The sequence below is a fragment of the Neorhizobium sp. PAMB6716 genome (genome assembly GCF_058242805.1).
On the sequence record NZ_JBZAYW010000002.1, the window covers coordinates 1299536 to 1324275 of the forward strand.

Annotated in this window: 22 protein-coding genes and 1 pseudogene; 9 read left to right on the forward strand and 14 right to left on the reverse strand. The window is 61.3% G+C overall.

What is annotated here, in order from left to right; genetic code table 11:
- Positions 1 to 55: 55 nt before the first annotated feature.
- The 12 genes from hutH to AC4CWH_RS24580 form a co-directional block, all read right to left on the reverse strand.
- Positions 56 to 1669: a histidine ammonia-lyase gene (gene hutH / locus AC4CWH_RS24525; protein WP_491285716.1), complete on the reverse strand. Its 1614-nt coding sequence runs from the start codon at positions 1667 to 1669 to the stop codon at positions 56 to 58.
- A gap of 47 nt (positions 1670 to 1716) precedes the next feature.
- Positions 1717 to 2979 carry a Zn-dependent hydrolase gene (locus tag AC4CWH_RS24530; RefSeq protein WP_491321791.1) on the reverse strand — a complete coding sequence of 421 codons (1263 nt, stop codon included), beginning with the start codon at positions 2977 to 2979 and terminating at the stop codon, positions 1717 to 1719.
- Between the two features lie 9 nt (positions 2980 to 2988).
- Entirely contained in the window at positions 2989 to 4365 is a 1377-nt protein-coding gene (ertD, locus tag AC4CWH_RS24535; protein ID WP_491285713.1) for a hydantoin-5-propionate amidohydrolase, read from the reverse strand.
- A 25-nt stretch (positions 4366 to 4390) separates the two neighbouring features.
- Positions 4391 to 4915 (reverse strand): TIGR02444 family protein, encoded by a 525-nt coding sequence (locus tag AC4CWH_RS24540; RefSeq protein WP_491285712.1) that lies wholly within the window; start codon positions 4913 to 4915, stop codon positions 4391 to 4393.
- Complete coding sequence (locus AC4CWH_RS24545) at positions 4912 to 5940, reverse strand: ABC transporter ATP-binding protein (RefSeq protein WP_491285710.1); 1029 nt, start codon at positions 5938 to 5940, stop codon at positions 4912 to 4914. The genes AC4CWH_RS24540 and AC4CWH_RS24545 overlap by 4 nt, the downstream gene beginning before the upstream one ends.
- Positions 5940 to 6971, reverse strand: a complete 1032-nt coding sequence (locus AC4CWH_RS24550; protein ID WP_491285708.1) for an ABC transporter ATP-binding protein — start codon at positions 6969 to 6971, stop codon at positions 5940 to 5942. Before AC4CWH_RS24550 ends, AC4CWH_RS24545 begins: the two co-directional genes overlap by 1 nt.
- 1 nt (position 6972) lies before the next feature.
- Positions 6973 to 7881: an ABC transporter permease gene (locus AC4CWH_RS24555; protein ID WP_491285707.1), complete on the reverse strand. Its 909-nt coding sequence runs from the start codon at positions 7879 to 7881 to the stop codon at positions 6973 to 6975.
- Positions 7878 to 8837 (reverse strand): ABC transporter permease, encoded by a 960-nt coding sequence (locus AC4CWH_RS24560; RefSeq protein WP_491285705.1) that lies wholly within the window; start codon positions 8835 to 8837, stop codon positions 7878 to 7880. Before AC4CWH_RS24560 ends, AC4CWH_RS24555 begins: the two co-directional genes overlap by 4 nt.
- A gap of 79 nt (positions 8838 to 8916) precedes the next feature.
- Positions 8917 to 9849 carry an isocitrate lyase/PEP mutase family protein gene (locus AC4CWH_RS24565; RefSeq protein ID WP_491285703.1) on the reverse strand — a complete coding sequence of 311 codons (933 nt, stop codon included), beginning with the start codon at positions 9847 to 9849 and terminating at the stop codon, positions 8917 to 8919.
- Between the two features lie 132 nt (positions 9850 to 9981).
- The gene (locus AC4CWH_RS24570) at positions 9982 to 11559 is read right to left on the reverse strand and encodes an ABC transporter substrate-binding protein (RefSeq protein ID WP_491287758.1); all 1578 of its coding nucleotides are present in this window, start codon (positions 11557 to 11559) and stop codon (positions 9982 to 9984) included.
- 145 nt (positions 11560 to 11704) lie between these two features.
- The gene (locus AC4CWH_RS24575; RefSeq protein ID WP_491285701.1) at positions 11705 to 12280 is read right to left on the reverse strand and encodes a UbiX family flavin prenyltransferase; all 576 of its coding nucleotides are present in this window, start codon (positions 12278 to 12280) and stop codon (positions 11705 to 11707) included.
- On the reverse strand, positions 12268 to 13620 hold the full coding sequence (locus AC4CWH_RS24580; RefSeq protein WP_491287757.1) for a UbiD family decarboxylase: 1353 nt from the start codon (positions 13618 to 13620) through the stop codon (positions 12268 to 12270). The genes AC4CWH_RS24575 and AC4CWH_RS24580 overlap by 13 nt, the downstream gene beginning before the upstream one ends.
- A gap of 229 nt (positions 13621 to 13849) precedes the next feature.
- Here AC4CWH_RS24580 and AC4CWH_RS24585 point away from each other — a divergent pair.
- Together AC4CWH_RS24585 and AC4CWH_RS24590 are read left to right on the forward strand one after the other, a co-directional pair.
- Positions 13850 to 14008, forward strand: a pseudogene (locus AC4CWH_RS24585) (DDE-type integrase/transposase/recombinase); the annotation flags it as partial.
- A gap of 74 nt (positions 14009 to 14082) precedes the next feature.
- Positions 14083 to 15249 carry an MFS transporter gene (locus tag AC4CWH_RS24590; protein WP_491285699.1) on the forward strand — a complete coding sequence of 389 codons (1167 nt, stop codon included), beginning with the start codon at positions 14083 to 14085 and terminating at the stop codon, positions 15247 to 15249.
- 124 nt (positions 15250 to 15373) lie between these two features.
- Here the strand turns inward: AC4CWH_RS24590 and AC4CWH_RS24595 are convergent, their stop codons facing one another.
- Complete coding sequence (locus AC4CWH_RS24595) at positions 15374 to 16441, reverse strand: LacI family DNA-binding transcriptional regulator (RefSeq protein WP_491285697.1); 1068 nt, start codon at positions 16439 to 16441, stop codon at positions 15374 to 15376.
- Between the two features lie 244 nt (positions 16442 to 16685).
- On the opposite strand from AC4CWH_RS24595, the gene AC4CWH_RS24600 reads away from it, so the two are divergent.
- The 7 genes from AC4CWH_RS24600 to AC4CWH_RS24630 all read left to right on the forward strand — a co-directional run bounded on the left by AC4CWH_RS24600 (position 16686) and on the right by AC4CWH_RS24630 (position 23749).
- Positions 16686 to 17666, forward strand: a complete 981-nt coding sequence (locus AC4CWH_RS24600) for an autoinducer 2 ABC transporter substrate-binding protein (protein ID WP_491285695.1) — start codon at positions 16686 to 16688, stop codon at positions 17664 to 17666.
- A 115-nt stretch (positions 17667 to 17781) separates the two neighbouring features.
- Entirely contained in the window at positions 17782 to 19275 is a 1494-nt protein-coding gene (locus AC4CWH_RS24605; protein WP_491285693.1) for a sugar ABC transporter ATP-binding protein, read from the forward strand.
- A complete protein-coding gene (locus AC4CWH_RS24610) occupies positions 19268 to 20284 on the forward strand; it encodes an ABC transporter permease (RefSeq protein ID WP_491285690.1) in 1017 nt (338 codons plus the stop codon). Before AC4CWH_RS24605 ends, AC4CWH_RS24610 begins: the two co-directional genes overlap by 8 nt.
- The gene (locus tag AC4CWH_RS24615) at positions 20281 to 21276 is read left to right on the forward strand and encodes an ABC transporter permease (RefSeq protein ID WP_491285688.1); all 996 of its coding nucleotides are present in this window, start codon (positions 20281 to 20283) and stop codon (positions 21274 to 21276) included. Before AC4CWH_RS24610 ends, AC4CWH_RS24615 begins: the two co-directional genes overlap by 4 nt.
- A gap of 1 nt (position 21277) precedes the next feature.
- The gene (locus AC4CWH_RS24620) at positions 21278 to 22126 is read left to right on the forward strand and encodes a sugar phosphate isomerase/epimerase family protein (RefSeq protein WP_491285686.1); all 849 of its coding nucleotides are present in this window, start codon (positions 21278 to 21280) and stop codon (positions 22124 to 22126) included.
- A 32-nt stretch (positions 22127 to 22158) separates the two neighbouring features.
- Complete coding sequence (locus AC4CWH_RS24625) at positions 22159 to 22824, forward strand: nucleoside triphosphate hydrolase (RefSeq protein WP_491285683.1); 666 nt, start codon at positions 22159 to 22161, stop codon at positions 22822 to 22824.
- Positions 22825 to 22879: 55 nt separating this feature from the next.
- Positions 22880 to 23749, forward strand: a complete 870-nt coding sequence (locus AC4CWH_RS24630) for a D-psicose 3-epimerase (protein ID WP_491285680.1) — start codon at positions 22880 to 22882, stop codon at positions 23747 to 23749.
- Between the two features lie 93 nt (positions 23750 to 23842).
- Here AC4CWH_RS24630 and AC4CWH_RS24635 read toward each other — a convergent pair whose 3' ends face one another.
- Positions 23843 to 24652: an inositol monophosphatase family protein gene (locus tag AC4CWH_RS24635; protein ID WP_491321792.1), complete on the reverse strand. Its 810-nt coding sequence runs from the start codon at positions 24650 to 24652 to the stop codon at positions 23843 to 23845.
- Between the last annotated feature and the right edge of the window lie 88 nt (positions 24653 to 24740).

Genomic DNA, 24740 nt, shown 5'->3' on the forward strand with positions numbered 1-24740 from the left:
CGGCAAGGTGCGCTGACGGCGGCAACAATGCGTTGCGCCGTCAGCCAGATTACAATCAACGCAGCGCGCCGACGGCTTTTTCGACGACATCGAGAACCTTGCCTTCTGTCACCATGGCAAAGGCCGGCTTGATCTGCTTTTGCATGTAACTGTCGCCGTCCTGCAGCGGAATGACAGCGGACAAGGCGTCGTAGAGCGGTTGCGTGCCGCGGCCGAGCTTGAAATTTCCGAGCGCATCACGGGTCAGGAAAATCGCCTTGGTTGCCAGCAGGCATTCCACGCCAACGATTTTCGGCAGGTTGTCCAGCACCTGCTGCGCCTTGCGGCAGGACCAGGCGGCCATGGAGACGTGATCTTCCTGGCTGCTCTTGGTCGGGATCGTATCGGCAACCGACGGGAAGGCGAGTGTCTTGTTTTCAGAGGCGACGGCGGCGGCGGCGGTGGAGATGATGCCGTAGCCGTAGTTGAGGCCGATGGGCTTGCCGGCAAGGTTTGGCGGCAGACCGTAGTTCAGCGTCGTATCGCAGAGCGCAAACAGGCGGCGTTCCGAGATATTGCCGATTTCGATCAGCGCAATCGTCAGGATATCCATCGCAAACGCGATGGGTTCGCAGTGGAAATTGCCGCCGGAGAGGAATTCCAGCGCGCCATTTTCGTTCCAGAACACCAGCGGGTTGTCGGTGGCCGCGTTCAGTTCGCGGGTGATGATTGCCTTGGCATGATCCAGCTGGTCGCGGCAGCTGCCATGCACCTGCGGCAGGCAGCGGAAGGAATACTGGTCCTGCACGCGCGGATGATAGGTCGGGTGCAGGATATCGTCTTCCAGATGCACGGCGCGCGCTGATTCCGAAGCCCGGCGCGAACCTTCCACAAGACGGCGGATGTTTTCGGCTGTGGCGATCTGGCCCGGCTGCTTGCGCACCTCGTGGATGCGCGCGTCAAACGCGGCCTGCTCGCCGCGCACGGCTTCGAGGCTGAGCGCCCCGATGGCATCGGCGGTCTTCATCAGCCGTTCGGCGTCATAGAGCGTGAGGGCGCCCATGCCGGCGCAGAGGCTGTTGCCGTTGATGAGGGCGAGGCAATCCTTGGCCTTCAGCTCGAAGGTGACCGGGCTGATGCCGGCAAGCTCCAGCGCCTTCGGCGCCGACATGCGTTCGCCCTTGTAGAAGGCTTCCGCATCCTCGTAGCCGATCAGAACGGAGACCATGTGGGCAAGCGGCGCCAGATCGCCGGACGCGCCGACCGACCCTTGTATCGGCACGACTGGATGCACGCCGCGGTTCAGCATGGCGACCAGACGATCCACGACCTCCATGCGCAGGCCCGAAACGCCAACGCAGAAGGCATTGATGCGCACGGCCATCATGGCACGGACGATTTCTTCGGACGCCGGTTCGCCGATGCCCGAGCAGTGCGACAGGACGATGTTGAGCTGGAACTGCTCGTTGTCGGCCTGGTTGATCTTGTAGTCCTTCAGCTTGCCGACGCCGGTGTTGAAGCCGTAGGTGGCCGGTGCGTTTTCAGTCAGCCAGTTTTCTTCGATATAGGCACGCTTCTTGACGATTTCGGCCCTTGCTGCAGGCGCGATCTCGACCTGCACGTGTTCGCGCGCAATCCGCACGGTCTGTTCAATCGTCAGGCTGTCGCCGTCGAAGATGATGGTGGTCATGGAGTTTTTCCTTAAGGTCATTGGTCTGGCGCAGGCGCCTGGCGTGTTCAGGGATGGCGGGGTGTTTCGGGGTTTTGGTCCAGGCGCACCAGCATGCGGGTGAGAAGGTCTGCGGCGAGCGCCAGTGCCTCGGTATCGGTCCATTCCTCGGGCGTATGGCTTTTGCCATCGCGCGAGGGCACGAAGATCATCGCGGCCGGTGCGATCTGCGCCACGAAGGCGGCGTCATGCCCGGCACCGGAGGCGAGCGGCAGGGTTTGAAGGCTCAGTTCGCCTGCACTGTCTGCAATGGCCGCGCGCAGTGAAGGGTCGCAGGCCACGGCGAAGGTGCGGCTCAGTTTTTCCAGCACGGCGACGCGGCAGTTTTCCTTCGCGGCCGCCTGGCGTGCCAGATCTTCGGCGAGCGTAAGAAAATCGTCCATCGCCCGGTCGTCTTCGGCGCGGATGTCGACAATCACCTCGGCGGCGCCGGGGACGACATTGGCTCCGCCCGGCTCGAAGCGGATGATGCCGACCGTTGCCGTAAAATGCCCCTGTCCCTCCACGGCGCGGGCGGCGTCGCGCAGCGCAATGACGAGGGAGGCCATGGCGACGCCGGCATCGGCGCGCATGGTCATCGGTGCCGTGCCGGCATGGGCTGCCTCGCCCTCGATGCGGATGCGCAGGCGCGCGATGCCGGCAATGGCCGTGACGATGCCGACGGGGATGCCGAGACGTTCGAGAACCGGACCCTGTTCAATATGGATCTCGACGAAACCGCCGATATCGGAGCGCCTGTGCTGGCGGATCTTTTCCGGCGCGCCGCCGACACGGCGGATAGCATCTGCAAGCGCCTCGTTGTCGGGACCTTTCATCGCCAGATGTTCTGGCCCCAGCGCGCCAGCCATGCCGCGGCTGCCGATACAGGAAAGTCCCCATTCGCTGGGTTCCTCGGCGAGAAAGTCCACCAGTTCGATGGTATGGCGCGGACGATAGCCTGCCGCGCGGAGCGCCCCGATGGCGGCAAGCCCGCAGACAATGCCGGCAATCCCGTCAAAACGGCCGCCGCTCGGCACAGTGTCGCTGTGCGATCCCGTCATCAGCACCGGCAGGGACGGATCCTCGCCCTGCCAGCGGCCGATCAGATTGCCGGATGCGTCGATTTCGGTCGACAGGCCTTCTGCGCGAAAGCGTCCCTCCAGATGGCGACGTCCCTCAAGGAACATCGGCGTGAACGAACGACGGGTCCAGGGAATGCCGGGCTCTGTGATGGCCGAGAGCGCATCGAGATCCTGCTGCAGTCGGTTGCGGTCGGTTGTTGGCAGGGACATCATCTGCTCTCACGCAACCGGGGTGAGCGCGTTGACGCTGGGGCGCACGAACCGTCCGGCGCCGGGTTCTGCCAGAACATTGGTCCCATCGAAGATCAGGCCGCCGCGCTGAAAAGTGGCAATCGGTGCATGACGGATGCGGCGGCCCTCATAGGGGCTCCAGCCGACGACGTTATGGCCGCTGGCGGATGGATCGTAGAGGCGCGGGCGCTCGGCAAAAACGGCGATGTCGGCGTCGAGCCCGAGTGCCAGCGAACCCTTCTGGTCGCTGAGGCGAAACAGTCGGGCAGGGTTGCTAGCAAGCAGCCGCGGCGCATGGGCGAGGGGAAGTCCGCGGTCGGTCAGCCCGTCGAGCAGCAGGCTTGGCAGCACTTCCAAACCCGGCATGCCGGAGGAATTTTCCAGCATCACGGGCGAGGATTTGGCCGCAAGGCTCCAGGCGACATGATCGGTCGAGACGATGGTGACGCGCCCGGCGGCCAGATGCTGCCAGATCTTTTCCCGCTCCTTGGCCGAGCGGATCGGCGGATTGCACTTGGCCCGCCCGATGAGCCGCGAGACGTCTTCTTCCTCGCTGCACACGAGGTAATGGATGCAGGCCTCGATGGTGGCGTCGACTCCCTGCCGGCGGTAAGCCTCCGCCATCTCGTAACCGCGCCCGACCGAGCAATGCACGATATGCGCCGGGCACCCGGTCGCCTCGGCGATCTCATAGACCTCCGCGATGGCGAGCGTTTCGGCAATCGGCGGCCGACTGTCGCCATGGGTACGATAGTCGGTGCGGCCGGTTGCCTTCACCGCCTCGCTCCAGACCTTCACGCATTCGTCGTTTTCGTTGTGGACGCCGGCAATCAGCCCGGTTCTGGCAACCGCCTCGAAGCAGGCATGCAGAAGGGGCGTCGGGATGCGCGGGAAGCGGTTGGGATCGGTATCGAAAGTGGAGAACTTGAAGCCGATGGCGCCAGCCCTTGCCATGGCCTCGATATGCTGCGGCCCTTCGGAGGGGCGGATGGTGCCGTAGAGGGCGAAATCGACGCGGGCCTGCTCGGCGGCACTCGTCGCCTTCTCGGTCAGAAGGTCGGCGGTGGAGATCAGCGTACCGGCATCGTAGGGCATGTCGACGATGGTGGTGACGCCGCCGGCGGCTGCCGAGCGAGTGGACCAGACAAAGTCCTCCTGATCCTTCTGCGAGCGGGAATGCACCTGGCCGTCAATCGTCCCGGGCAGTACCAGTGCGCTGCCGAAGTCGAGGGTTTCCGCCGCTGCAGGCGGTGTGCCTTGGCCGAGCCGGGCGATCCGGCCGTCGCGGATGGCAACGAACCCGTTTTCCGTAACGCCGTCCTCATTGACCAGCGTGCCGCGGATGACTGTATCGAAATCGCTCATGATGAAATCGTCTTTCCTGCTGGTCTCAAGGGTGGTGCGGTGTGATCGATGTCGGCGCGGCCGCTTGCTGTTCCCACGCGTCGTCAAACAGCGACAGGCTCGCTGCCCGTCTTTCCGGAGAAAGGTGGCACTTTGCCAGATAGACGTCGGCGAGCGCGTGTATGCCGCCTGTGTCTGCGGGCAGGGCTTTGGTCAGGCGCGCGACATGCAGTTTTTCCGCCTGCAACTCGGTGCGCTTGATGTCTTCACGAAGCGCTAATTCCGCATCGCTGGCGCAGACCTGCTTCATCGCCTGGCGGACTGCCCGCAAGGGACGCACGACCGTCTCGCGCCAGAGGGCGGCATCGGCCAGAAAGCGCTCGAACGCCTCGGGCATGCAGGTGATGCCGTTGCGGTCGGCCAGCACCAGCACGAGGAGAAGCGGAATGTCCGTATCGAACTCTTCCTGCAGGGAAAGGCAGAGCGGCGGAATGCGGCTGTCGGCGTAAAGGCTGAGCATGGCGGGCCATGCACTTTCGGCAAATTCAGGGCTCTGCATCACCGGTGTCATGCCTGCCTCGCGGTTAAGAACGGGGCCGGTTCATCATGGGGAAAATGACAGGCGACCATCTGGCCGCGCGGCGCCGGCGTAAGGATCGGTTCCTCCTCGCCGCAGCGGGCGACTGCGCGGGGGCAACGCGTGCGAAAGGCACAGCCGGACGGGGGCCGGATTCGCGAGGGTATGGCCTGCTGATCTGCATCCGGGCGCAGTTTGCGACTGGCATCCACGACAGGCACAGCTTCCAGAAGCTTTCGTGTATAGGGATGCGCCGGGCGATCGTAGATCTGCTCGCCCGAGCCCATTTCCACCACCTTGCCCATATAAAGCACCGCCACCCGGTCGCTGACGTTTTTCACCACCGCCAGATCATGCGAGATGAAGATCATCGCCAGACGGCGCGCCTCGCGGATATCCTGAAGCAGGTTGATCACATGCGCCTGCACCGATACGTCGAGCGAGGCGACGGGTTCGTCGCAGACGATCAGGTCCGGCTGCACCGCAAGCGCGCGTGCAATGGCGATGCGCTGGCACTGGCCGCCGGAAAACTGGTGCGGTTTGCGCCCTGCCACGTCGGCCAGCGCAAAACCGACATCGGCAAGGGCTGCTTCCACCCGTGTGCGACGCTCGGCCTTCGGCACACCCTGGATCACAAGGCCTTCGGCCACGATATCCTCGATCCTGCGGCGCGGATTAAACGAGGAGACCGGGTCCTGGAAAATCATCTGCATGCGTCCGCGCATGCCCCGCATGCCGGCCCGCGACAGGCTGGCAAGATCGGTGCCCTGATAACGGATCGACCCCTGCCACTGCGTATTGGCCTCCGGCAGAAGGCGCAGAAGCGCACGTCCGATCGTGGTTTTTCCGCTGCCGCTTTCGCCGACGAGGCCTAAGGTTTCGCCCGCCGCGACATGCAGCGAAACGCCATCCACCGCGCGCATCAGCTTGCCGGAGCGGCTGAAATGCACGGCCAGATTTTCGATCTCGAGCAGGCGCGATGGCGATGGGCCGGTGACGGGGAGACGTGTGTTGGTCATTATGCCCGGGCTCCCCGATCTGTCGCGCCGGAAACCACTGCCAGGCCGACGGTCTGTTCCAGCGGGAAATGGCAGGCAAAGCGGTGGCGGTTATCCGTTCCGGTGCGCATATCAGGCATGGTCGTGTGGCAGGGGCCTTCGGCTGCACCGCAGCGCGGGGCAAAGGGACATCCCGCCGGCTGGTTGGCAAGGCTCGGCGGCTGGCCGGCAATGGTGCGCAGGCGGGTATGGGCCGGCTGATCCATCTGCGGCATGGCAGACAAAAGTGCCTCGGTATACCGATGGCGCGGATTGCGAAAAACCTCCGACGTCGGGCCGTATTCCACGACATGGCCGCCGTAGAGAACGAGGATCTCATCGGTCCGTCCTGCCACGACGCCGAGATTGTGCGACACCAGGATCATCGACATCTGCCGCTGTTCCTGAATGGTTTGCAGCAGGTCCAGCACTTCCTTCTGCACGGTGACGTCGAGCGCAGTGGTTGCCTCGTCGGCGATCAGCAGGTCCGGATGACAGATCAGGCTGGCGGCAATCATGATGCGTTGCTTCATGCCGCCGGAAAAATGGTGCGGATAATAATCGTAGCAATCTTCCGGGTCGGCGATGCCGACGGTGCGCAGAAGCTCGATTGCCCGCTGGCGTGCTTCGTCCCGCGGCACATCGAAATGCTGCCGGCAGGCTTCCGCAATCTGGCGCCCGACGGGAACATATGGATTAAGCGAGGTCATCGGGTTCTGGAACACGATGCCGACCTTGCGACCGATGAAACGGGCGCGGTCCCTTGGCTTCATGGCAAAGAGATCCTGGCCGTCGAGCATGATCTGGCCGTTGACCCTGACGCTTTGCGGCGCGATGCCCATGATCGACTTCACCAGCATCGACTTGCCCGCGCCGGACTCCCCGACGATGCCGAGCGCCGTGCGCCGCGCCACGGTGAAATCGATGTTTTGCAGCACGTCGAGCGGCTTCGGGCGCGCAGAAATCTGGCAGGACATGTCCCGGCAGGCGAGGATGGGGAGGTCTTCACTCATCTCAGTTCCCCCGTTCGCGGCTGTTGAGGCGGTGGGCGAGATAGTCGCCAACCGTGTTCAGCGCATAGACGGTGAGCACGATCGCCATGGTGGGGCCGACGATCAGCACCGGAAAACGACTGAGCAGGTCGGTGGAGCTGGCGATCATGCCGCCCCAGGAGGGAGCCGGTGCCGGAATGCCGTAACCAAGGAAACTCAGCGACCCCTCGGTGATGATGAGGCCCGCCATCAGCGTCGGCATGACGGCGGTCAGCGCCGGTATCAGGTTTGGCAGGATTTCCTTCATGAGGATGCGCACATCCGTTGCCCCCATGGCGCGGGCTGCCAGCACGTAATCCCGGTTGTTCTGCGAGATGACGCCGGCCTTTGCGACACGCGCATAGGTGCCGATATCGAGAATGCCGAGAATGAGGATGATGGCGCCGACGGAGGTGCCGGTGGCCGTCACAAAGGCCAGAACGACCAGCACCGAAGGCAGCGCCGACATGGTGTTGGCGTAGAGATCGACCATGCGCTCCAGCATGCCGCGATAATAGCCGGCCAGCATGCCGAGAAGCAGCCCGATCGACACCGACAGGCAGGTTGCGACAAATACGATCGTCAGCGATGCGCGGGCGCCGTAGAGGACGCGCGAGAGGATGCTGCGTCCGATATCGTCGGTGCCGAGCAGTCCGTTCAGCGTCAGGTCCGGCATTTGTGAGAAATCGCCATAGGGAAATTTCGGGCTGACAAGGCCGGGGATGAAATCCACGAACAGGGCGATCAGCACCAGAAGGATGAGGAAGGCTGCGGCCAGCATTTCAAACAGCGTGCCGCCGGGAAGTTTCAGCATGCTGGTGGCCGGCATGGCGGCGCGGGCGATATCGCCAAGCCGCGTGCCCTGCACAAGAGGGGTGCCTGGGGAACTCATGATACGATGACCCTCGGATCGATAATGGCGTAACCGATGTCAACAAGCATGAAGACGATGACGAAGATGACGACGGTGAGCGACAGGATGGCCTGGACGAGGGGAATGTCATGGCTCTTGACCGCGGTCAGCACTGTCCAACCGATGCCGGGCACAGCAAAATAACTTTCGACAACGAAGGAGCCGGCCAGCATATAGGTGAGCGACAGGCCCATGACAGTGAGGATCTGCGGCATGGACGGCCGCAGCACATGCCGCAGCATGATGTAGGACAGTGACAGGCCACGTGCCCGGGCCACCTGAACAAAGTCCTCCTGCAGCACGGTGATCATCTCATTGCGCGCGACGCGGTAAAGGTAGGCCGTCTGGTGGAGACTGAGACAGATGACCGGCAGGGCCACGTACCAGAGATTGGCGATGGGATCGTCGGTGAAATTGGCCCAGCCGGTGGCCGGCAGCCAGCGCAGAACGATGGCAAAGACATAGGACAACAGGACAACGATGACGAAGGTCGGCACGGCCAGCAGGAGGGAGGACAGCGAGCGCAAAAACCTGTCGGCGATCCCGCCGGGATGGCTTGCCGTGTACATGGCGGCGGGAATGCCAATGAGCGACAGGGCCATGGCGAGAAAGGCAATCTCGAAGGTGACGGCTGCACGATCAAACACCACGTCAAGCACCGGCTGCTGGCTGAACAGCGTCTGGCCGAGATCACCCTGGAGGAGGTTGCCAAGCCATTTCAGATAACGCTCCCACAGCGGCAGATCATAGCCGTAAGCGCTGTTCAGCGCCGCCACCTGCTCGACTGTTGCATTGTCGCCGAGGATCAGCTGCGCGGCGGAACCGGGCGCCAGGCTCGACAGGGCCGTGGCGCCGAAGGTGACGAGAAGGAAAACGGGGATCCCGGCAAGGATCCGCGTCGAGACCGCCTTCACATAAGGCTTCAACCCGGTCATCAAGCGCCATTCTCCCTGTTCGGTTTCTCTTGTCGGATGGTCGGTGCGGCCGGGACCTTGCGGTGCCGGCCGGCGGGGCTCAGATCTTCTTCCACTCGTCTTCTGCCGCCATCCAGCCGATGTCGCGTTCCAGCAACTCGCGCTGCTCGGCCTTGGTGAGGCCGCCCATCGTGTGCTCGTCGGCATAACGGGTGCTCTGGTCCTTGAAGACGCGGTGGCCGTAATCCATCATGCCCCACATCGAACCCTTTTCGAGATAATGCATGGTGACGAGGTTGAAGCCGAGAGCGGCAATATCCTCCAGCTCGACGAAAGCCTTGCCGTTCTGGGTGGCGACATCGCCGAACATCTTCCAGCCGGGCAGAACCTTGGCCACCTTCTGGCATTCCTCAAGCGTGCGAAGGCCGTGGACATAGGTCATCTCGCAGCCCAGTTCCGCCGCGCGGATACAGCGCTCAATGGCGTCGTCCAGGCCCAGTTCCAGCTTCGATTCAGTGCGCGCGATCACCACGCAATCGGTGCCTTCGCAGGCATCGAGGGCCGCCTTGATCTTGGCCAGCCAGAGCTCCTTGGAGATGACGGGGTGGTCGATATTGCCGTCGAGCTTACCGGCAAGGGTCGCGGCCTCCATGGCGCGGCCGAAGCGGGCATAACCGCGCTCGTTGGGTGTATCCTCAAGCAGGATGGCGGCCGCACCGGCCTTGGCGAGACGGCGGCAGGTTCTGTAGGCCTGTGCCACGTCACCAAAACAATCGTCGGCGTCGATGATCAGCGGCAGCGGCGAATAATCCGAAATGCGGTCTGTCGCCCAGACCAGTTCTTCCTGGTTGTGCAGGCCCATGTCGGGAACACCCGACATGCTGAAGCCGAGCGACGCGCCGCTGAGAAGGATGGCCTTGAAGCCGGCCATCTCGGCAGCCTTGGCCGAATAACAGTCCCAGACGCACGGTGTGAACACCTGTCCAGCCGACATGAGTTCGCGAAATGTGGTTCTGGGCCGTTTGTCAAACATCGGATTTTACCTTCAAGAGGGGTTGTCAGGGCAGTCGCCCGGAAGTGACCGGACGTCTCGCGGCTGAAAAGGCGCCGCTGATCGTGGCTCGGCCCCGCGCGTTCGCGGGCAGGGGCCGGCCGTGGCGCTTGGTTATTTCGTCGTGCAGGCTTCCTTGCAGACGAACAGGAACTGCTTTTGCAGGATGCCGCCGTTTGACGGCACGATGCCGCCGGTATTGTTGCGGATCAGCAGGTGGCGGGTTTCAGAGCCGAAGATGTAGAGGGGCAGATCCTCCGCCACGATCTTCTGAACCTCGCCATAGGCTGCCTTCACCGCTGCCGGGTCCATCGTCGCGTTGGCGCTGGCCAAAGCCTTGTCCATGGCGGGGCTGTTGTATTTGCCCCAGTTATCGTTGCCCTTGGAACTCAGGAGGTTGCTGATGATCGGCTCGGCACCGTTGGAGACGAGCACGCCGCCATCCACGCAGAGGTCGAAATTGCCCTGCGCCTTGCAGGTCGGCGTCAACATTGCCTGATCGACCAGTTCCAGCTTCACCGAGACATTCTCATACGCGCCGAGCGCCTGCTGGAGATAGGAGCCGAGGCGCTTCAGGTCGGAGTTGGAATAGGTGACGATCTTGATGTCGAACGGCTTGCCATCCTTGGCAAGCGCGTTGAACAGCTCCTGGGCATGCTGAGGATTGTAGTCCGGCAGCTTGTAGGTCGCGTCGTAGAACGGCGAATCCTTGGTGAAATAGTTCGTCGGCGCAACATAACCTTCGACCTGCGTATAGGCCTTCATAAGGCGCGGACGCTGCAGCGCTTCGTAGAACGCTTCGCGGGCGCGGCGATCCGTGAACGTGCCCTTCGTCTGGTTGAAATAGGCGCGGTAAAGGCCGGGGAGCGGGATTTCATGGGTGGTGACACCAGCCGCCTCGGCATTGGAGCCGAACTGGTAGGGGTAACCCGCCATCATCGTCGCGCCGCCCTGGACGACGGTGGAGATGCGGCTGTTGGTTTCGGGGATGACGACGAACTTCAGCGTATCGAGATAGGGACGCGGCTGGTCCCAGTAACCGGGATTGCGCTTCATCGTCATCGAGACGCCCTGGTTCCAGCTGTCGAGCAGGAAGGCGCCGGCGCCGACCGGCTTGATGTCGGTCTTCTTTTCCGCAGCCTTCAGGGCTGCCGGCGACGCGATAAAGGGAGCAAGCTGCGCCAGCGTCGATCCGAAATTGCGGTCGGGATTGGCAAGCGTGATCTCGATGGTCGTCGGATCGACAATCTTGATGCTCTTGTTCCAGGAGGCGACGAAGGCCTGTGCGGGCGCAAGTGTTGCCGGATCTGCGGCGCGGTCCCAGTTGAATTTTACAGCTTCGGCGTCATAGGCCGTGCCGTCGGTGAATTTCACGCCCGGACGCAGTTTCAGCGTCCAGACCTTGGCGTCTGGGCTCGTCAGGCTCTCGGCCATGCCGCCCTGCACCTTGCCGTTGACGTCGGTGTAGACGATGAAGCCGTAGATGGCATCGAGCATGTCCATCGGGCCGCCCGGAAAGGTGCCGCTGGTCACGGCCGGATCCCAGCTCTTGATGTCAGAACCGTTGACGATGGTGATCTCGCCACCCTTGACGGGTTCGGCCTGGGTTGCGGCATAGGCCGCTGCGGCAGTCGATGCGCAAAGCATGGCGAGGGCGACCGCCGCAGCGCGGGCGGTTCGTCCTGCCCGCATGGCGGAGGTTGCAGTAGTATTGACGTCGAATGCATCAGTCATGGATTTTTCTCCAGTTTGCCGTCACTGTTTGCAGCGATCGGCGTTCCCCTTTTTGGTCCGTCAGCGGTTTTTGTTCCGCTGCCGGCAGGCATGCATGTGGTTGTTAGGACGCGTCCTCCTTTTTCCACCGGCGCACGCGCGGGTGGTCGATGTCGAACAGGTCGAGGGCGCGTCCGACGGTCTGGCTGACCAGATCGTCAATGGTTTTCGGCTGGGTATAAAATCCCGGAACCGGCGGCATGATGATGGCACCGCTGCGGGTTGCCTGATCCATCAACGCGATATGACCGGCATGAAGCGGCGTCTCGCGCACCATCAGCACCAGCCGGCGGCGCTCCTTCAGGCAGACATCGGCGGCCCGTGTAATCAGGTCGTTGCTGTAACAGTGGGCGATGCCGCTCAGCGTCTTCACCGAACACGGCGCAACCAGCATGCCGTCGCACCGGAACGAGCCGGAGGCGATCGAGGCGCCGATATCCTTGTGGCTGTGACAGACGTCGGCCAGGGCGCGGATCTCGTCCACCTCATAGCCGACCCCTTCCTCGACAGCCGTTCGAAGGCCGGCCGGCGAGATGACCAGATGGGTCTCGAAGCCGCCGAGTTCGCGCAGCATTTCCAGTGCCCGTACGCCGTAGCAGGTGCCCGACGCCCCGGTGATGGCAACGATCAGCCGACGCATGACGATGTCCCCGGCGTCATCCGGTCGAGAAGGCTGCGCATCCGCGCATAGGCCTCGGCCGGCGGTTGCGCCTTGCCATAACCTTCCTTGCGGTCGCCCGGCTTGCAGGTCGCGTCGTAGCCAAGCTTGGTGACGAGAAAACCGTCTTCCTGCGGTTCCGATCGGTCGGCAGTCATGTCCTTCACGATGAGAATGTCGCGCTCGGCGCGCATGCGGGTGGATTTTGCCAGTTCGACGGCGGCGAGATCCCACGGATCGACATCCGTATCGACGATGGTGACGGTCTTGACGATGCTGACGGCGCCCCAGCAGACGGCCATGGCGCGGCGGGCCTGTCCAGGGCGGGGCTTGTCGATCTGGATGACGACGTTGGTGCGGCCGCACCCCGATTCCGTGACCGCCACTTCGCCGACGTTCAAAATGACGCGCGACAGTTGCGCCTTGAGGCTGGCGGCAATGGGCACGGCGGCGAGATAGATATGTTCGGCATGGTAACCGGGCTCGATGACCTGGAACATCGCATCGGAACGGGTGGTCATGCAGTCGAAGGTCGCCAGCACGCCGCTGCCGTAATTTTCGTACATGCCGTGGTATTCCGACACCAGCCCCTCGACAATCGGCTTGTCGGCATGGATATGCCCTTCGATGACGATCTCGGCTTCTGCGGGAACGAGAATGTCGCTGGTGCGGCAGCGTGTCATGCGCACCGGCTCGCCGAACAGCGAGCCCGCACAATGCATCTCGTCGTCGCCGAGGCCGAGATAGAGGCAGGCGGCAAGCTGGATGATCGGATGGGCGCCGAGCACGACGGCAAACGGCAGCGTCTCGCCCTTGTCGGCGGCCTTGCGGGCCATGATCGCCAGATGATGGTTCGGCGCGATGCCGATCAGCGCCTCGCTCGGTCCAAGGATCTTAAGCCGCGCATAGGAGGCATTGCCGAGCCCGGTTTCCGGATCAACGGCCACCATCAGGCCCGCACTGATATAAGGACCGGTCTCCTGCGAAAAGAAGGTCGGGACGGGCAGATGCGCCAGAACGCCACCTTCAAAGATCTTTTCCTGCACAGGCGCATTGTCGACCAGAACAGGTGCAATGGGTGCCTTGATCGACTCGAGCAGCGATGTCTGGATTTTCGCCCTGGGCACGCCAAGCGCAAGCGCGATGCGATCGAGGCTCGACAGGAGATTGCCGAAGACCGGCATGTCAAAACCCCGGATGCGGTTTGCCCGCACCGCAAACGTATCATGGGTGAGCGAGAGAAGGGCCGAGAGATCGAACAGCGGATTGACCTCGTCATCCACGACCAGAAGCTCTCCCTTGGCGGCAAGCGCTGCAAGCATGCTGCGACAGGACTGGTCCTGCCGCTGTGTCACGGGGGCATTTTGGGCTGCTGCATGGCCGGCGATGGGCAGGACGTCAGAGGTCACTCACGGTTCCTTTGAGCATTTTCAAGTGCCCGATCATGCGAGTGACGCCGGTGCTTGTATACCCGCGTTCGATCCAACTGGCCTATCGGAAAAATTGAACACCTCTTGGAGGGCCCCGGTGCGGAACTCGCCATTTATCCCATGGCACCTCGATGAGGTCGTCATCGGCATTGGCGGCGAGACCCACTGGCTGTGGCGGGCTGTCGATCAGGATAGCTTCGTTTCCGACGTGCTGGTTCAGAGCCGCCGCAATACCAAAGCCGCCAAACGTCTGATGCGAAAACGTCTGAAACGACAGGGCGTAACGGGTTTTAGAATTTGACAGTCTCCACCGCCTCAGGTTGAACGGGTGACCGTGATAACAGAGTCGCCCGAATGCGTTTTCAGCCTCAGTACCGCGTCTATGTCGCCTTTTTCCTGTTTGCTATGTCGACAGGTTCGCTGTTTTCCCGCCTGCCTGACCTGCAGGCGCATCTTGCGATCAATAAGGCCGAACTTGGCACGACGCTGATTGGCATGGCGATAGGCTCGCTGATTTCACTGACGGTCTCTTCGCCCTTGATTGCCCGGCTTGGTTCACGGGCCACGCTTGCCGTGACCCTGCTCGGGATCATGGCGCTGCTGAGCGTTATCCCGCTTCTGCCGTCGGCGCCGCTCGTTTTCGTAACGCTATTTGCCACCGGACTCCTCGCGGGCGCTCTGGAGATCTGCCTCAATGTGGAGATTGGAAGGATCGAGGCGCAAGCAGGCTTCGGCATCATGAACCGAGCGCATGGCTGCTGGAGCCTTGGTTTCTTCGTGACGGCGGTTACCGCATCGTTGGTAAGGCAGGCGGGCATCAGCATGCAAGTGCATATGCATCTGCTGCTCGGCGTGATGTTCGTGCTTGGCGCGCTGAACCTGGCAGGCATGAAGAACGCGGCCCCTCTCGACGATGCCGGCCCGACTGAGAAGCAGCCACACTTTGCGCTGCCGACTTTGGCATTGCTGCCACTTTGCATCATCGGGACCTCGGCCTTCCTGATCGAAGGAGCGGGAATCGATTGGTCAACCATCTACATGGAAGAGGTATTTGACGTTTCGCCTTTCATTTCCGGTTCGGGCCTGACGCTGTTTGCCTTCTTCATGGCCCTTGCCCGCCTCACCGTCGATCCGGTCGTCGATCGATATGGGGCACGGCTCGTCGGGCGGGTGCTTCTTTTGATTGCCGCAGCAGGCATTGCCTTGGCCTGGCTTGCGCCACATCCTTATCTCGCGCTCTTCGGCTTTGCGCTGATGGGGGCAGGCTGCAGCGCCGTTTATCCGATGGCCGTCTCGGCAGCCGCCCAGCGGACGGACCGTCCGGCCATAATCAACGTTGCCGCAATCGCTCAAATGGCTTTCGTCATCTTTTTCCTTGGTCCGCCGCTGCTCGGCTTCGTGGCCGAAGCCTTTGGCATCCGCAACGCCTATCTCGTGTGCCTCCCATTGGTGGTCGGCTCAATTCTTGCCAGTCGTGCGCTGCCGGCTGGGCCGGCACAACGGGAGAAACTGCGGGCTTAAACAGGTTTGGTGCTGTTATTGCCACTCTGTCCTTGCCGAGCGATGGTCAATCCAGGCGCGAACGCCAGCCTGCGTCCTAGCTCAGTCGCAGATGACCGCCGGCGCTGCGGGGCGCTCTCCGGCGCTAAACGGATGTAACGGTATCCTTCAGTTCATCCAGTGGTCCCTCCAGAGCCGTGCGCGGCAGCACAAGCTGAGGTTCTATCAGGACAATGCGGGGCGCATCTTCTTCCAGGTCTAACAGTTCAAAACCTTTTTTCAGCATTCCCTCAATGTCTGGTCTGATCATGTAGACGGGGAAGGGAAGGAACGAGCCGAAGGGATCATAATCGAAGCAACCGACGACGATGTCGCCAAAGGCTTCCCCGTCGTGTTTTCCCATGAAGCGAAGCAGACCTTCGAAGTTGATCGATGAATTGATGAAGAAGCACCGGGGCAGCCTGCCGTGGCGCTCATAGAAGCGTTCGAAGGCAAGGGCCGTCATGCTGGGCGAATAGCCAGTGCTTTCCATGTCGTCGCCCCTGCAGGTTCCGAAGATCTCCGCCTTGGCAGCGTGAAAGCCGATGGTGCGTTCGCGACTGGCGTGATCGTCGCGACCGCCGAACATATAAACATCGTCTGGCGTCAGCGGACCGCCTTGCTGGGCATGCCGAATAATCGCAAGGGTAAGCGCCCTGGCACCTTGCCTGTTGTCGGAAATGACCGAAGACGCCAGTGTTCCCGGCAGGTCGATATTGACATGCGGCAGCCGCGCCCGAGCACACACCTTGTGGACGCCATCGGGGTCGGTCGCGCCCGCGATGAACAGCAGATCAATGGAATAGGCGACGAGCGACTCCACCGTCCGGCGCTCTTCTTCCGGATCACGGCGTCCCGCGACCACCACTGGCAGGAAGCCGCGTTTGCGCGCCTGCGCTTCAAATGTCTGGGCCATGGAGGAGAAAAAGCGCGTATCGTAGATGGGCAGCAGCAATCCCGCCAATCCCGACCGTGAACTCCGAAGCGCCCTGGCTTGCTGGTTGGCCGTATATTTATGCTCCTGCGCCAGCAAAATTATTTTGTTCGCGGTCTCCTCCGAGATCCGCCGTTTGCGCCAGGTGCCGTTCAGGACAGCGCTCACCGTCGATGCCGATGCGCCCGATTTGACCGAGAGATCGTAAATCGTTGCTTTCCTCTGTTCCTTTTCCGTCATCCTGGAATCACCCCTTCACGTCTTTCACGTTGTAGATGGCAGCCCCTCTTGACGAAAGGCCGCTTGGTGATAATGTGCTTGCACCATCGATTGTGCAACTTAGAAATATCGATTGTGCAGATGGTTCGCTTGAGGAGCGACGCGGGAGGAGCCTGTAACGGGTATCGGAAATACGACAGCAGGGCGCGAGCCCTTGCAGGCGCGCCTTTCTGCGTCAGAGGGATATTCAGAGGAGGAGGACCCCATGAACAGACTTATTTCAGTTGCGCTTGGCATTTCGCTGGCGCTCCTTACATCCACCGTCTCATTTGCTGCCGAAACCAAAATCGGCGTTGTGGTAAAAATTGGCGGTATTCCATGGTTCAACGCCATGGAGGCAGGCATCAAGGAACGGAGCGCAAAGCTCGGCGTCAATGGTTTTATGGTGGGCCCCACCAGTGCCGACCCGGCGCTCCAGGTTCGCGCCATCGAAGACCTGATCGCTCAGAAGGTCGACTTTATCGGCGTGGTTCCGAACGACGCCAAGGTGCTTGAGCCGGTTCTGAAGAAGGCCCAGGCGGCTGGCATCAAGGTCATCACGCACGAATCGCCAAAGCAGGCGGGTGCGGACTGGGACTTCGAACTTGCCTCCGCCAAGGGATTTGGTGAAGCGCACGGCAAGCTTCTTGCAGAAAAGATGGGCGGCAAGGGCTCCTATGCCGTTTTCGTCGGCTCGCTGACGGTGCCTTTGCACAATGCCTGGGCCGATGCGGCGATCGCCTATATCAAGGCCAATTATCCGAACATGAAGCTCGTCGGTGACCGCTACGGCGTTGCCGAAGATCTCGACAAGAGCCGCTCCACCGCACTCGACCTGATGTCGGCCAATCCCGATCTTGCCGGTTTCATGGCGTTCGGGTCTCAGGGTCCGATCGGCGCTGGCCGCGCCGTGGAAGAACGCCGCAAGGATGGCAAGATCTTCGTTGTCGGGCCGTTCTCACCTGGACAGGGCGCCAAGCTGATCAAGAGCGGCGCATTGACGGGTGGCTTCATGTGGAACCCCAAGCAGGCCGGCGAAGTCTTCGTGACCCTTGCCGACCGAATTGCCAAGGGGCAGACACCGAAAGCCGGTGAAACCATCGAAGGTCTCGGCACCATCACGCCAGAGGGTAACACCATCGTCGTCGATCAGCTTTTGAAGATCGACAAGGAAAGCATCGATAAGCTGGTTTCCATGGGGCTCTGATCCTCCCGGAGCCTGAGGGCTGCGCGGGCGGCAACGTTCGCGTGGCCCCCTTCTTTCAAAAAATGCAAGTCAGTCGAATGGTCACGGCAAGCGTGGCCAGACGGAGTACACGTTCATGACGGCCTCACACCCGCTTCTTTCCCTCAAAAACATCAAGGTTACGTTCGGCGGCGTCCGTGCCCTGAAAGGCGTATCCTTCGAGGTCAATCCAGGGGAAGTCCATTGCCTGGCGGGGGAAAATGGTTGCGGCAAAAGCACGCTTATCAAGGTCATTACCGGGGTTTATACGCCCGAAGATGGCGCAGAATTCCTATTCGATGGCAAGCCGATTGCCGCGATGACGCCGACACTTGCCCAGTCTCTCGGTATTCAGGTGATCTGGCAGGATCTGGCGCTTTTCGGTGAAATGTCGGTCGCTGAAAACATTGGTTTCCAGCTGGCGGTCAAGGGCAAATACGGCTTGATCGACAAGAGCGCCATCGATGCTGCAGCCAAAAAGGCACTGGCGCGCCTTGGCATCGCACTCGATATTCATATGCCGCTCAAGGAGCTGGCTATAGCCCAGCGCCAGATCGTGGCAATCGCGCGCGCCCTTGTCGGCGAAGCGCGCCTTGTCTTCATGGACGAGCCGACCGCATCGCTGACGCAATCGGAAACCGATTATCTGATCGAGATTGTGCGCAATCTCCAAGCGTCGGGCGTCGCCGTGGTTTTCGTTTCCCATCGTTTGGCGGAAGTGCTGGAAATCTCCGACCGCATCACGGTGCTGCGCGATGGTGCGCTCGTTGGCGTTTATCCTGTTGAGGGGATGACCCAGTCCCGTGTGACCGAATTGATGACGGGCCGCAATTTCGACAGCGCCGTGATCGCCGCCGATCATGATGATGCGCCGGTGGTTCTGTCGGTCAAAAACCTCACCCGCCATGGCGAATTCAGCAACGTCTCCTTTGATCTGCGACGCGGTGAGACGCTGGGTATTACCGGCCTTCTGGGGGCCGGGCGCACCGAATTGGCGCTGACCCTGTTTGGCATGCGGCAACCGCATTCCGGCGAGATCCTCCTTGCGGGAGAGAAGGTCCGTTTCGGTTCAAACCGGGACGCGATCCGCGCAGGTGTCGCCTATCTCTCCGAGGACCGGTTGTCACTCGGGCTGAACCAGCCGCAATCCATCGCCGACAATCTCGTCATGGCCTCTCTCGATAGGATATTGTCGGGCGGTCTTATTTCCTCCTCCAGAAAAGCGAATGTCGTTGCGCACTGGATCTCGGAACTCGGCGTCAAGATCGGTACGCCCGATGATCCGATCCGCACACTGTCCGGCGGCAACCAGCAGCGCGTGGCGATTGCCAAATGGCTGGCGATCGGACCCAGGATCCTGATCCTCGATGCTCCCACTGTGGGGGTCGATGTCGGGGCGAGGGCCGGCATCTTCGACATTGTCCGAAAGCTTGCTGCTGAAGGATTGTCGATCATCCTCATCTCCGACGAACCGCCGGAAGTCTATTTTAACGCCGACCGCGTCATCCACATGGTGGAGGGGCGTTTTCAGGCAGTCTACGACCCGCGGCAAACGTCACTTACAGAATTGGAGTCCGCCGTCTATGCGTAGGCTCGTCTTGGATCATACGACCGAAACTACTCTTATTGCGGTCACGGTTCTTCTCTGCATCGGCCTGTCTTTCGGGACTGACCGTTTCCTCACCGTCGCAAACGCCTTCGACGTGCTGAACATCTCCGCCGTCAACATCATCTTCGCGGTCGGGCTTCTCGTCGTGTTGATCTCGGGTGGTATCGACATTTCCTTCGCGGTCGCCGCTTCTGTCGTGCAGTATGTGACGGTGCTGGCGCTTGGGGCTCTGGGCGGCGGCAATTGGGCCGAGGGTTTTCTGATTGCCGGCGTCGTTGGCACCGGCCTTGGGGCGATCAATGCCTTTCTGGTCTACCGGCTGCAGATCATTTCGATCGTCGCGACCATATCGACCTTCAACATCTTCTTCGGCCTGTTGATGTTCTTCACCAAGGGCGTGTCGATCTACAATCTGCCGGATTGGCTTTCCAATCGTGTCGTCTTTTACGAACACGAGATGGCGGACGGGTCCTGGGTGGAACTTACCCTGCCGGTCGTGGTGATGATCCTCTGCTGCATCGCCACGTCCTTCATGATCTCGCGCACGACAACCGGTCGCAAGCTTTACGCCTTTGGCGACAACCCGGAAGGTGCGCGCCGTTTCGGCATCAATATCGGTGCCATGCATTACATCTCCTTCGGCTGGCTTGGCCTCATGGCGGGTATCGCCGGGCTCATGCAGGCGCATTACGCGCAGGAGGTGGTGCCGAACGCGCTTTATGGCCGAGAGCTTGATGTGCTGGCCGCGACGGTGCTGGGCGGTGCGCGCCTCGGTGGCGGCAAGGGATCGGTGCTTGGCTGCGTGCTGGGCGTCCTCCTGGTTTCCATCACCCAGAACGGGCTCAATCTGATGGGCGTTTCCCCCTTTGCCTTCAAGATGATTGTCGGTGCGATCATCCTCACCGCCATCACGCTTTCGTCCGCAAGGCTCGACAAGCTTTTGCCTGAGGCCCTGAAGAGTTCCTCCCGAAAAGGCAGCCAGCGCTCATGAAGACCTTTGTGCAGAAGTTCAACGCGACCTTCGGTGCGGACATGGGCGGTCCCGTTATCGCCTTCGTATCCGTCATGCTGATTTTTGGACTTGCAGCGGATAATTTCCTGTCGCTTGCCACGTTCGGCTCGGTTGCCTTTCAGCTTCCGGAACTCGGCCTGCTGACGCTGGCCATGCTGCTGCCGCTCCTGACCGGCGGCATCAACCTGTCGATCACCTTTACCGCCAATCTTGCCGGCCTTGCGGCCGCCTGGGTGCTGCAGGCGCATGGCGGGGCGGATGCTCCGGTCAGCGCCTTTTTGCTGGCCTGCCTTGCCGCCCTTGCGACCGGTGCCGCAGCCGGCGCCCTGACGGGCGTTGCCATCGCCTATACCCGCGCGCACCCCATCCTGGTCACGCTTTCGATGATGATCTTTCTGCGCGGGCTCGGGGAGTTTCTGACGCGCGGCGGTGATGTCTCGGGCTTTCCGGCCTATGTGGCGCCGCTTGGCCATGGGTCGCTTTTCGGCCTTCCCATCCCGCTCCTGATCTTCGTCCTCTGCGTGGCCGCCTGGCATGTGTTGTTGACGCGCAGCAAGCTCGGCTTCGGTTTGCTGATGATCGGTTCCAACATGGAGGCGGCCGATTATTCGGGCCTCAACACGCGCAAGATCGTTGTCCTCGTCTACACGCTCTCAGGGGTCATGTGTGCGGTCGCCGGCATCATCATGCTCGCCCGGTTCAATTCGGTGCGCGTTGGTCATGGCGAATCCTATCTTCTGATCACTGTGCTCGCGGCATTCCTCGGGGGCGTTAATCCGTTCGGCGGGTTTGGTCGGGTGCTGCCGGTCTTTGTTGCCTTGGTCGTCCTGCAACTCCTGTCGTCGGGCCTCAACCTCATGGGCGCGAACCAGCATCTGGCGACCGCACTCTGGGGTGTGTTGATGATCGTGGTCATGACGGCACGCACCCTTGCATCCAACTATCGTATTTTCATGAGAAAGAAGGCCTGACGTGCAGGGACTTGGCATTCACGCAATGATGTGGACCACCGTGTGGGATCACGTAGGAGCAGAACGGGCAATCGCGGGTGCGGCCCGCTACAAACAGGATTTTATCGAGATACCGCTCATCGATATTCCGTCTGTCGATGCTAAGCATAGCCGCTCTCTGCTGGAAAAACATGCGCTTCGCGCCGCCTGTTCCCTTGTTCTTCCGGAGCATGCATGGGCCTCGGTGCGCCCCGATGCAGCGATCGAGCACCTCAAATCTGCACTGAACACGGCCGCCGAAATGGGCGCCGAGGCGCTGACCGGCGTCACCTATGGCGGCACCAACGAGCGAACCGGCTTTCCCCCCACCGAAGCGGAATACGACAATCTGACGCGCGCACTTTCAGCTGCAGCAAAACACGCCAAAAGCCTCGGGCTTCAGTTCGGGATTGAAGCCGTCAATCGTTATGAGAACCATCTCGTCAATTCCGCCGCCCAGGCCGTTGCACTGGTCGAACGCATCGGTCTCGACAATGTCTTCGTTCATCTCGACACCTTCCATATGAATATGGAGGAAAAGGGCGTGGCGAACGGCATCATCGATGCCCGCGACCATCTGAAATACATGCATATGTCCGAGAGCGACCGCGGTACGCCGGGCTATGGAAACGTGCCGTGGGATGCGATCTTCGCAGCACTCGCCGCCATCGGTTTCAAGGGCGCGCTGACGCTGGAGAGCTTCGCGGCGATGCCAGCTGAGATGGCCGGCGCCATCTCCACATGGCGCCCCGTTGCCCGCGATGCCGAAGAGGTCTTCGAAAACGGCCTGTCCTTCCTGCGCAACAAAGCGGTTCAGTATGGGCTGGCGTGAGCCGGTTCGGGCAGACAGGGAGACGGCATCAAATGGCTGATACGAGATCATCGGGGGTCGAGGCGACGGCAAAGATCATCGCCTCGGCGTCTGTCGAACGCTTCAATGCGCGAGGTCGCCGGCGCGTTCTCATCGCCATTGCCGGCGCGCCGGGTTCCGGCAAGTCGACGCTGGCGGAACAGGTCGTCGATCTGCTGGAGTCACACTATGAGCTTCAAGCCGCGCTTTTTCCGATGGATGGTTATCATTATGATGATGCCGTGCTGAACGAGATGGGAAGGCGGGCCTTCAAGGGCGCCATCGATACCTTTGATGCGCACGGTCTGCGGCACATGCTGCAACGCCTGAAGGCGAATGAAGACGATGTCATCGCCGTTCCCGTGTTCGACCGGTCGATCGAGATTGCCCGCGCCGGCGGCCGGCTGATTGCGCAATCGACTGAGATCATCGTCTGCGAAGGCAATTATCTGCTGGCCCAACAGGCGCACTGGGATCGGCTTAAATCCATCTTCGACCTCACGATTTTCGTCGACGTTCACGTGGACGAATTGCGCCGTCGCCTTCAGGACCGGTGGCAGGGTTTCGGCTTGTCGCCCGAGGAGATCACCCGGAAGGTCGAGGAAAACGACCTGCCGAACGGCCTCTTCATCATGTCGAACAGCGCCGAGCCCGATCTGCGCGTGAAGAACAACACGTGAGCCAGCCGAAAATATCCGGCAGCCTCTAATGCGTCACTATCAAAGGGAGACATCCATGAAACACGGAATTTATTACTCGTATTGGGAGCATGAATGGAGCGCGAAATTCGGTCCCTATATCGAGAAGGTCGCCAAGCTCGGCTTCGACGTGATCGAGGTGGCTGCGCACCATATCAACGAGTATAGCGACGCCGAACTTGCTGCCATCAAACAGAGCGCCATCGACAACAACATTATCCTGACCGCCGGCATTGGCCCGTCGAAGGCCAAGAACCTGGCGTCGGCGGATGCATCTGTGCGTGCGGCGGGCAAGACCTTTTTCGAAAAGACGCTGACCAATGTCGCCAAGCTCGACATCAAGACCATCGGCGGCGCGTTGCATTCCTACTGGCCGGTCGATTATTCGCAGCCGGTCGACAAGGAGGGCGATCGGGCGCGCGGCGTTGAAGGCATTCACGGTGTTGCAGACTTCGCCAACAATCTCGGCATCAACCTGTGCATCGAGGTGCTGAACCGCTTCGAGAACCACGTTCTCAACACAGCTGCCGAAGGTGTCGCCTTCGTGAAGGAGGTCGGCAAGCCGAACGTCAAGGTGATGCTCGATACCTTCCATATGAATATCGAGGAAGACAGTTTTGGCGATGCCATCCGCACCGCAGGTCCGCTTCTCGGCCACTTCCATACCGGCGAAAGCAATCGCCGCGTTCCAGGCAAAGGCCGGATGCCCTGGCATGAGATTGGTGCTGCGTTGCGCGAGATCAACTACACCGGTGCCGTGGTCATGGAACCCTTCGTCAAGACCGGCGGAACCATCGGCTCGGACATTCGCGTCTGGCGCGACCTGACGGATGGTGCCGATGAAGCCAAGCTGGATGACGATGCGCGCAATTCGCTGGCGTTTTCGAGGTTTGTCCTCGGCGGCTGACGTTCCGTCCTCAGATATCTCCATGCGAGGTTGGTTCTTCGGTTGAAGAGCGAACCTCGCGTATTGAGATAAGCCGGTCTTGCGGGCGCTCCATCACAGGCCCTCATCACGCAGCGCACTGATGCGCTTGAGATCCTGGAAGACATTGCTGTTTCCTGCCCATATCTCTCCTGGCTCTGACAGGCTGCCGGCAAATTCCGCCAGGCCGCCTGCTTCGCGGATCAGCACCATGCCGGCCATGCAGTCCCAGCAGAACAAGGTGGGATCGTAGTAGCCGGCAAGCCGGTTGGCCGCCACATAGGCGAGCATCAGCGCGCCGGAGCCAACGCGAAAGATCACGCCACCTTCCTGATAAAGCCGCGTGACGAAGCCCCCGACATGGCGCGGGTTGGCTCTTTCGGTGCCGCCAAAACCGACGGTCGTCGAGCGGATCGTCCAACCGGGATTGATGGCAAGAGGCCGGCCGTTGAGTGTTGCACCTCCTCCAGACCGGCCAACATAGATCTCGTCGAACATGGGGGCGGCAACGACACCGATCACCGGTTCGCCGTTGTGCAGCACTGCGACCGAAACCGTCCAGTTCGGCTGTCCCACCAGAAATGCCATGGTGCCATCAATGGGATCGATGACCCAATCGAAGCCTGAACTGCCTGTCGTCGATCCTTCTTCTTCCCCCACGATGCCATCTGCCGGGAAGTGCTGCTGGATCATCTCGCGCAGAAAGGCCTCCGTCGCCTCATCAGCGGCACTGACGATATCCTGCGAAGAAGCCTTCTCCGTCCAGCCCAACTTGTCCGGATGCGCCAGGAACGAACGGGCTTTCGCGCCCGCCTCTCGCGCCATCCGTTCAGCAAGCGCAGAGCGTGCAACCATGTCAATAGAGTCGCGGTGCTGATCGTTCAAAGTGACCTCCCTCACTAATGGTGAACGCACCTTAAATCGACGGATAATGCTATTGCAAATCTAAAAATACAGATGTATCGATACTGCG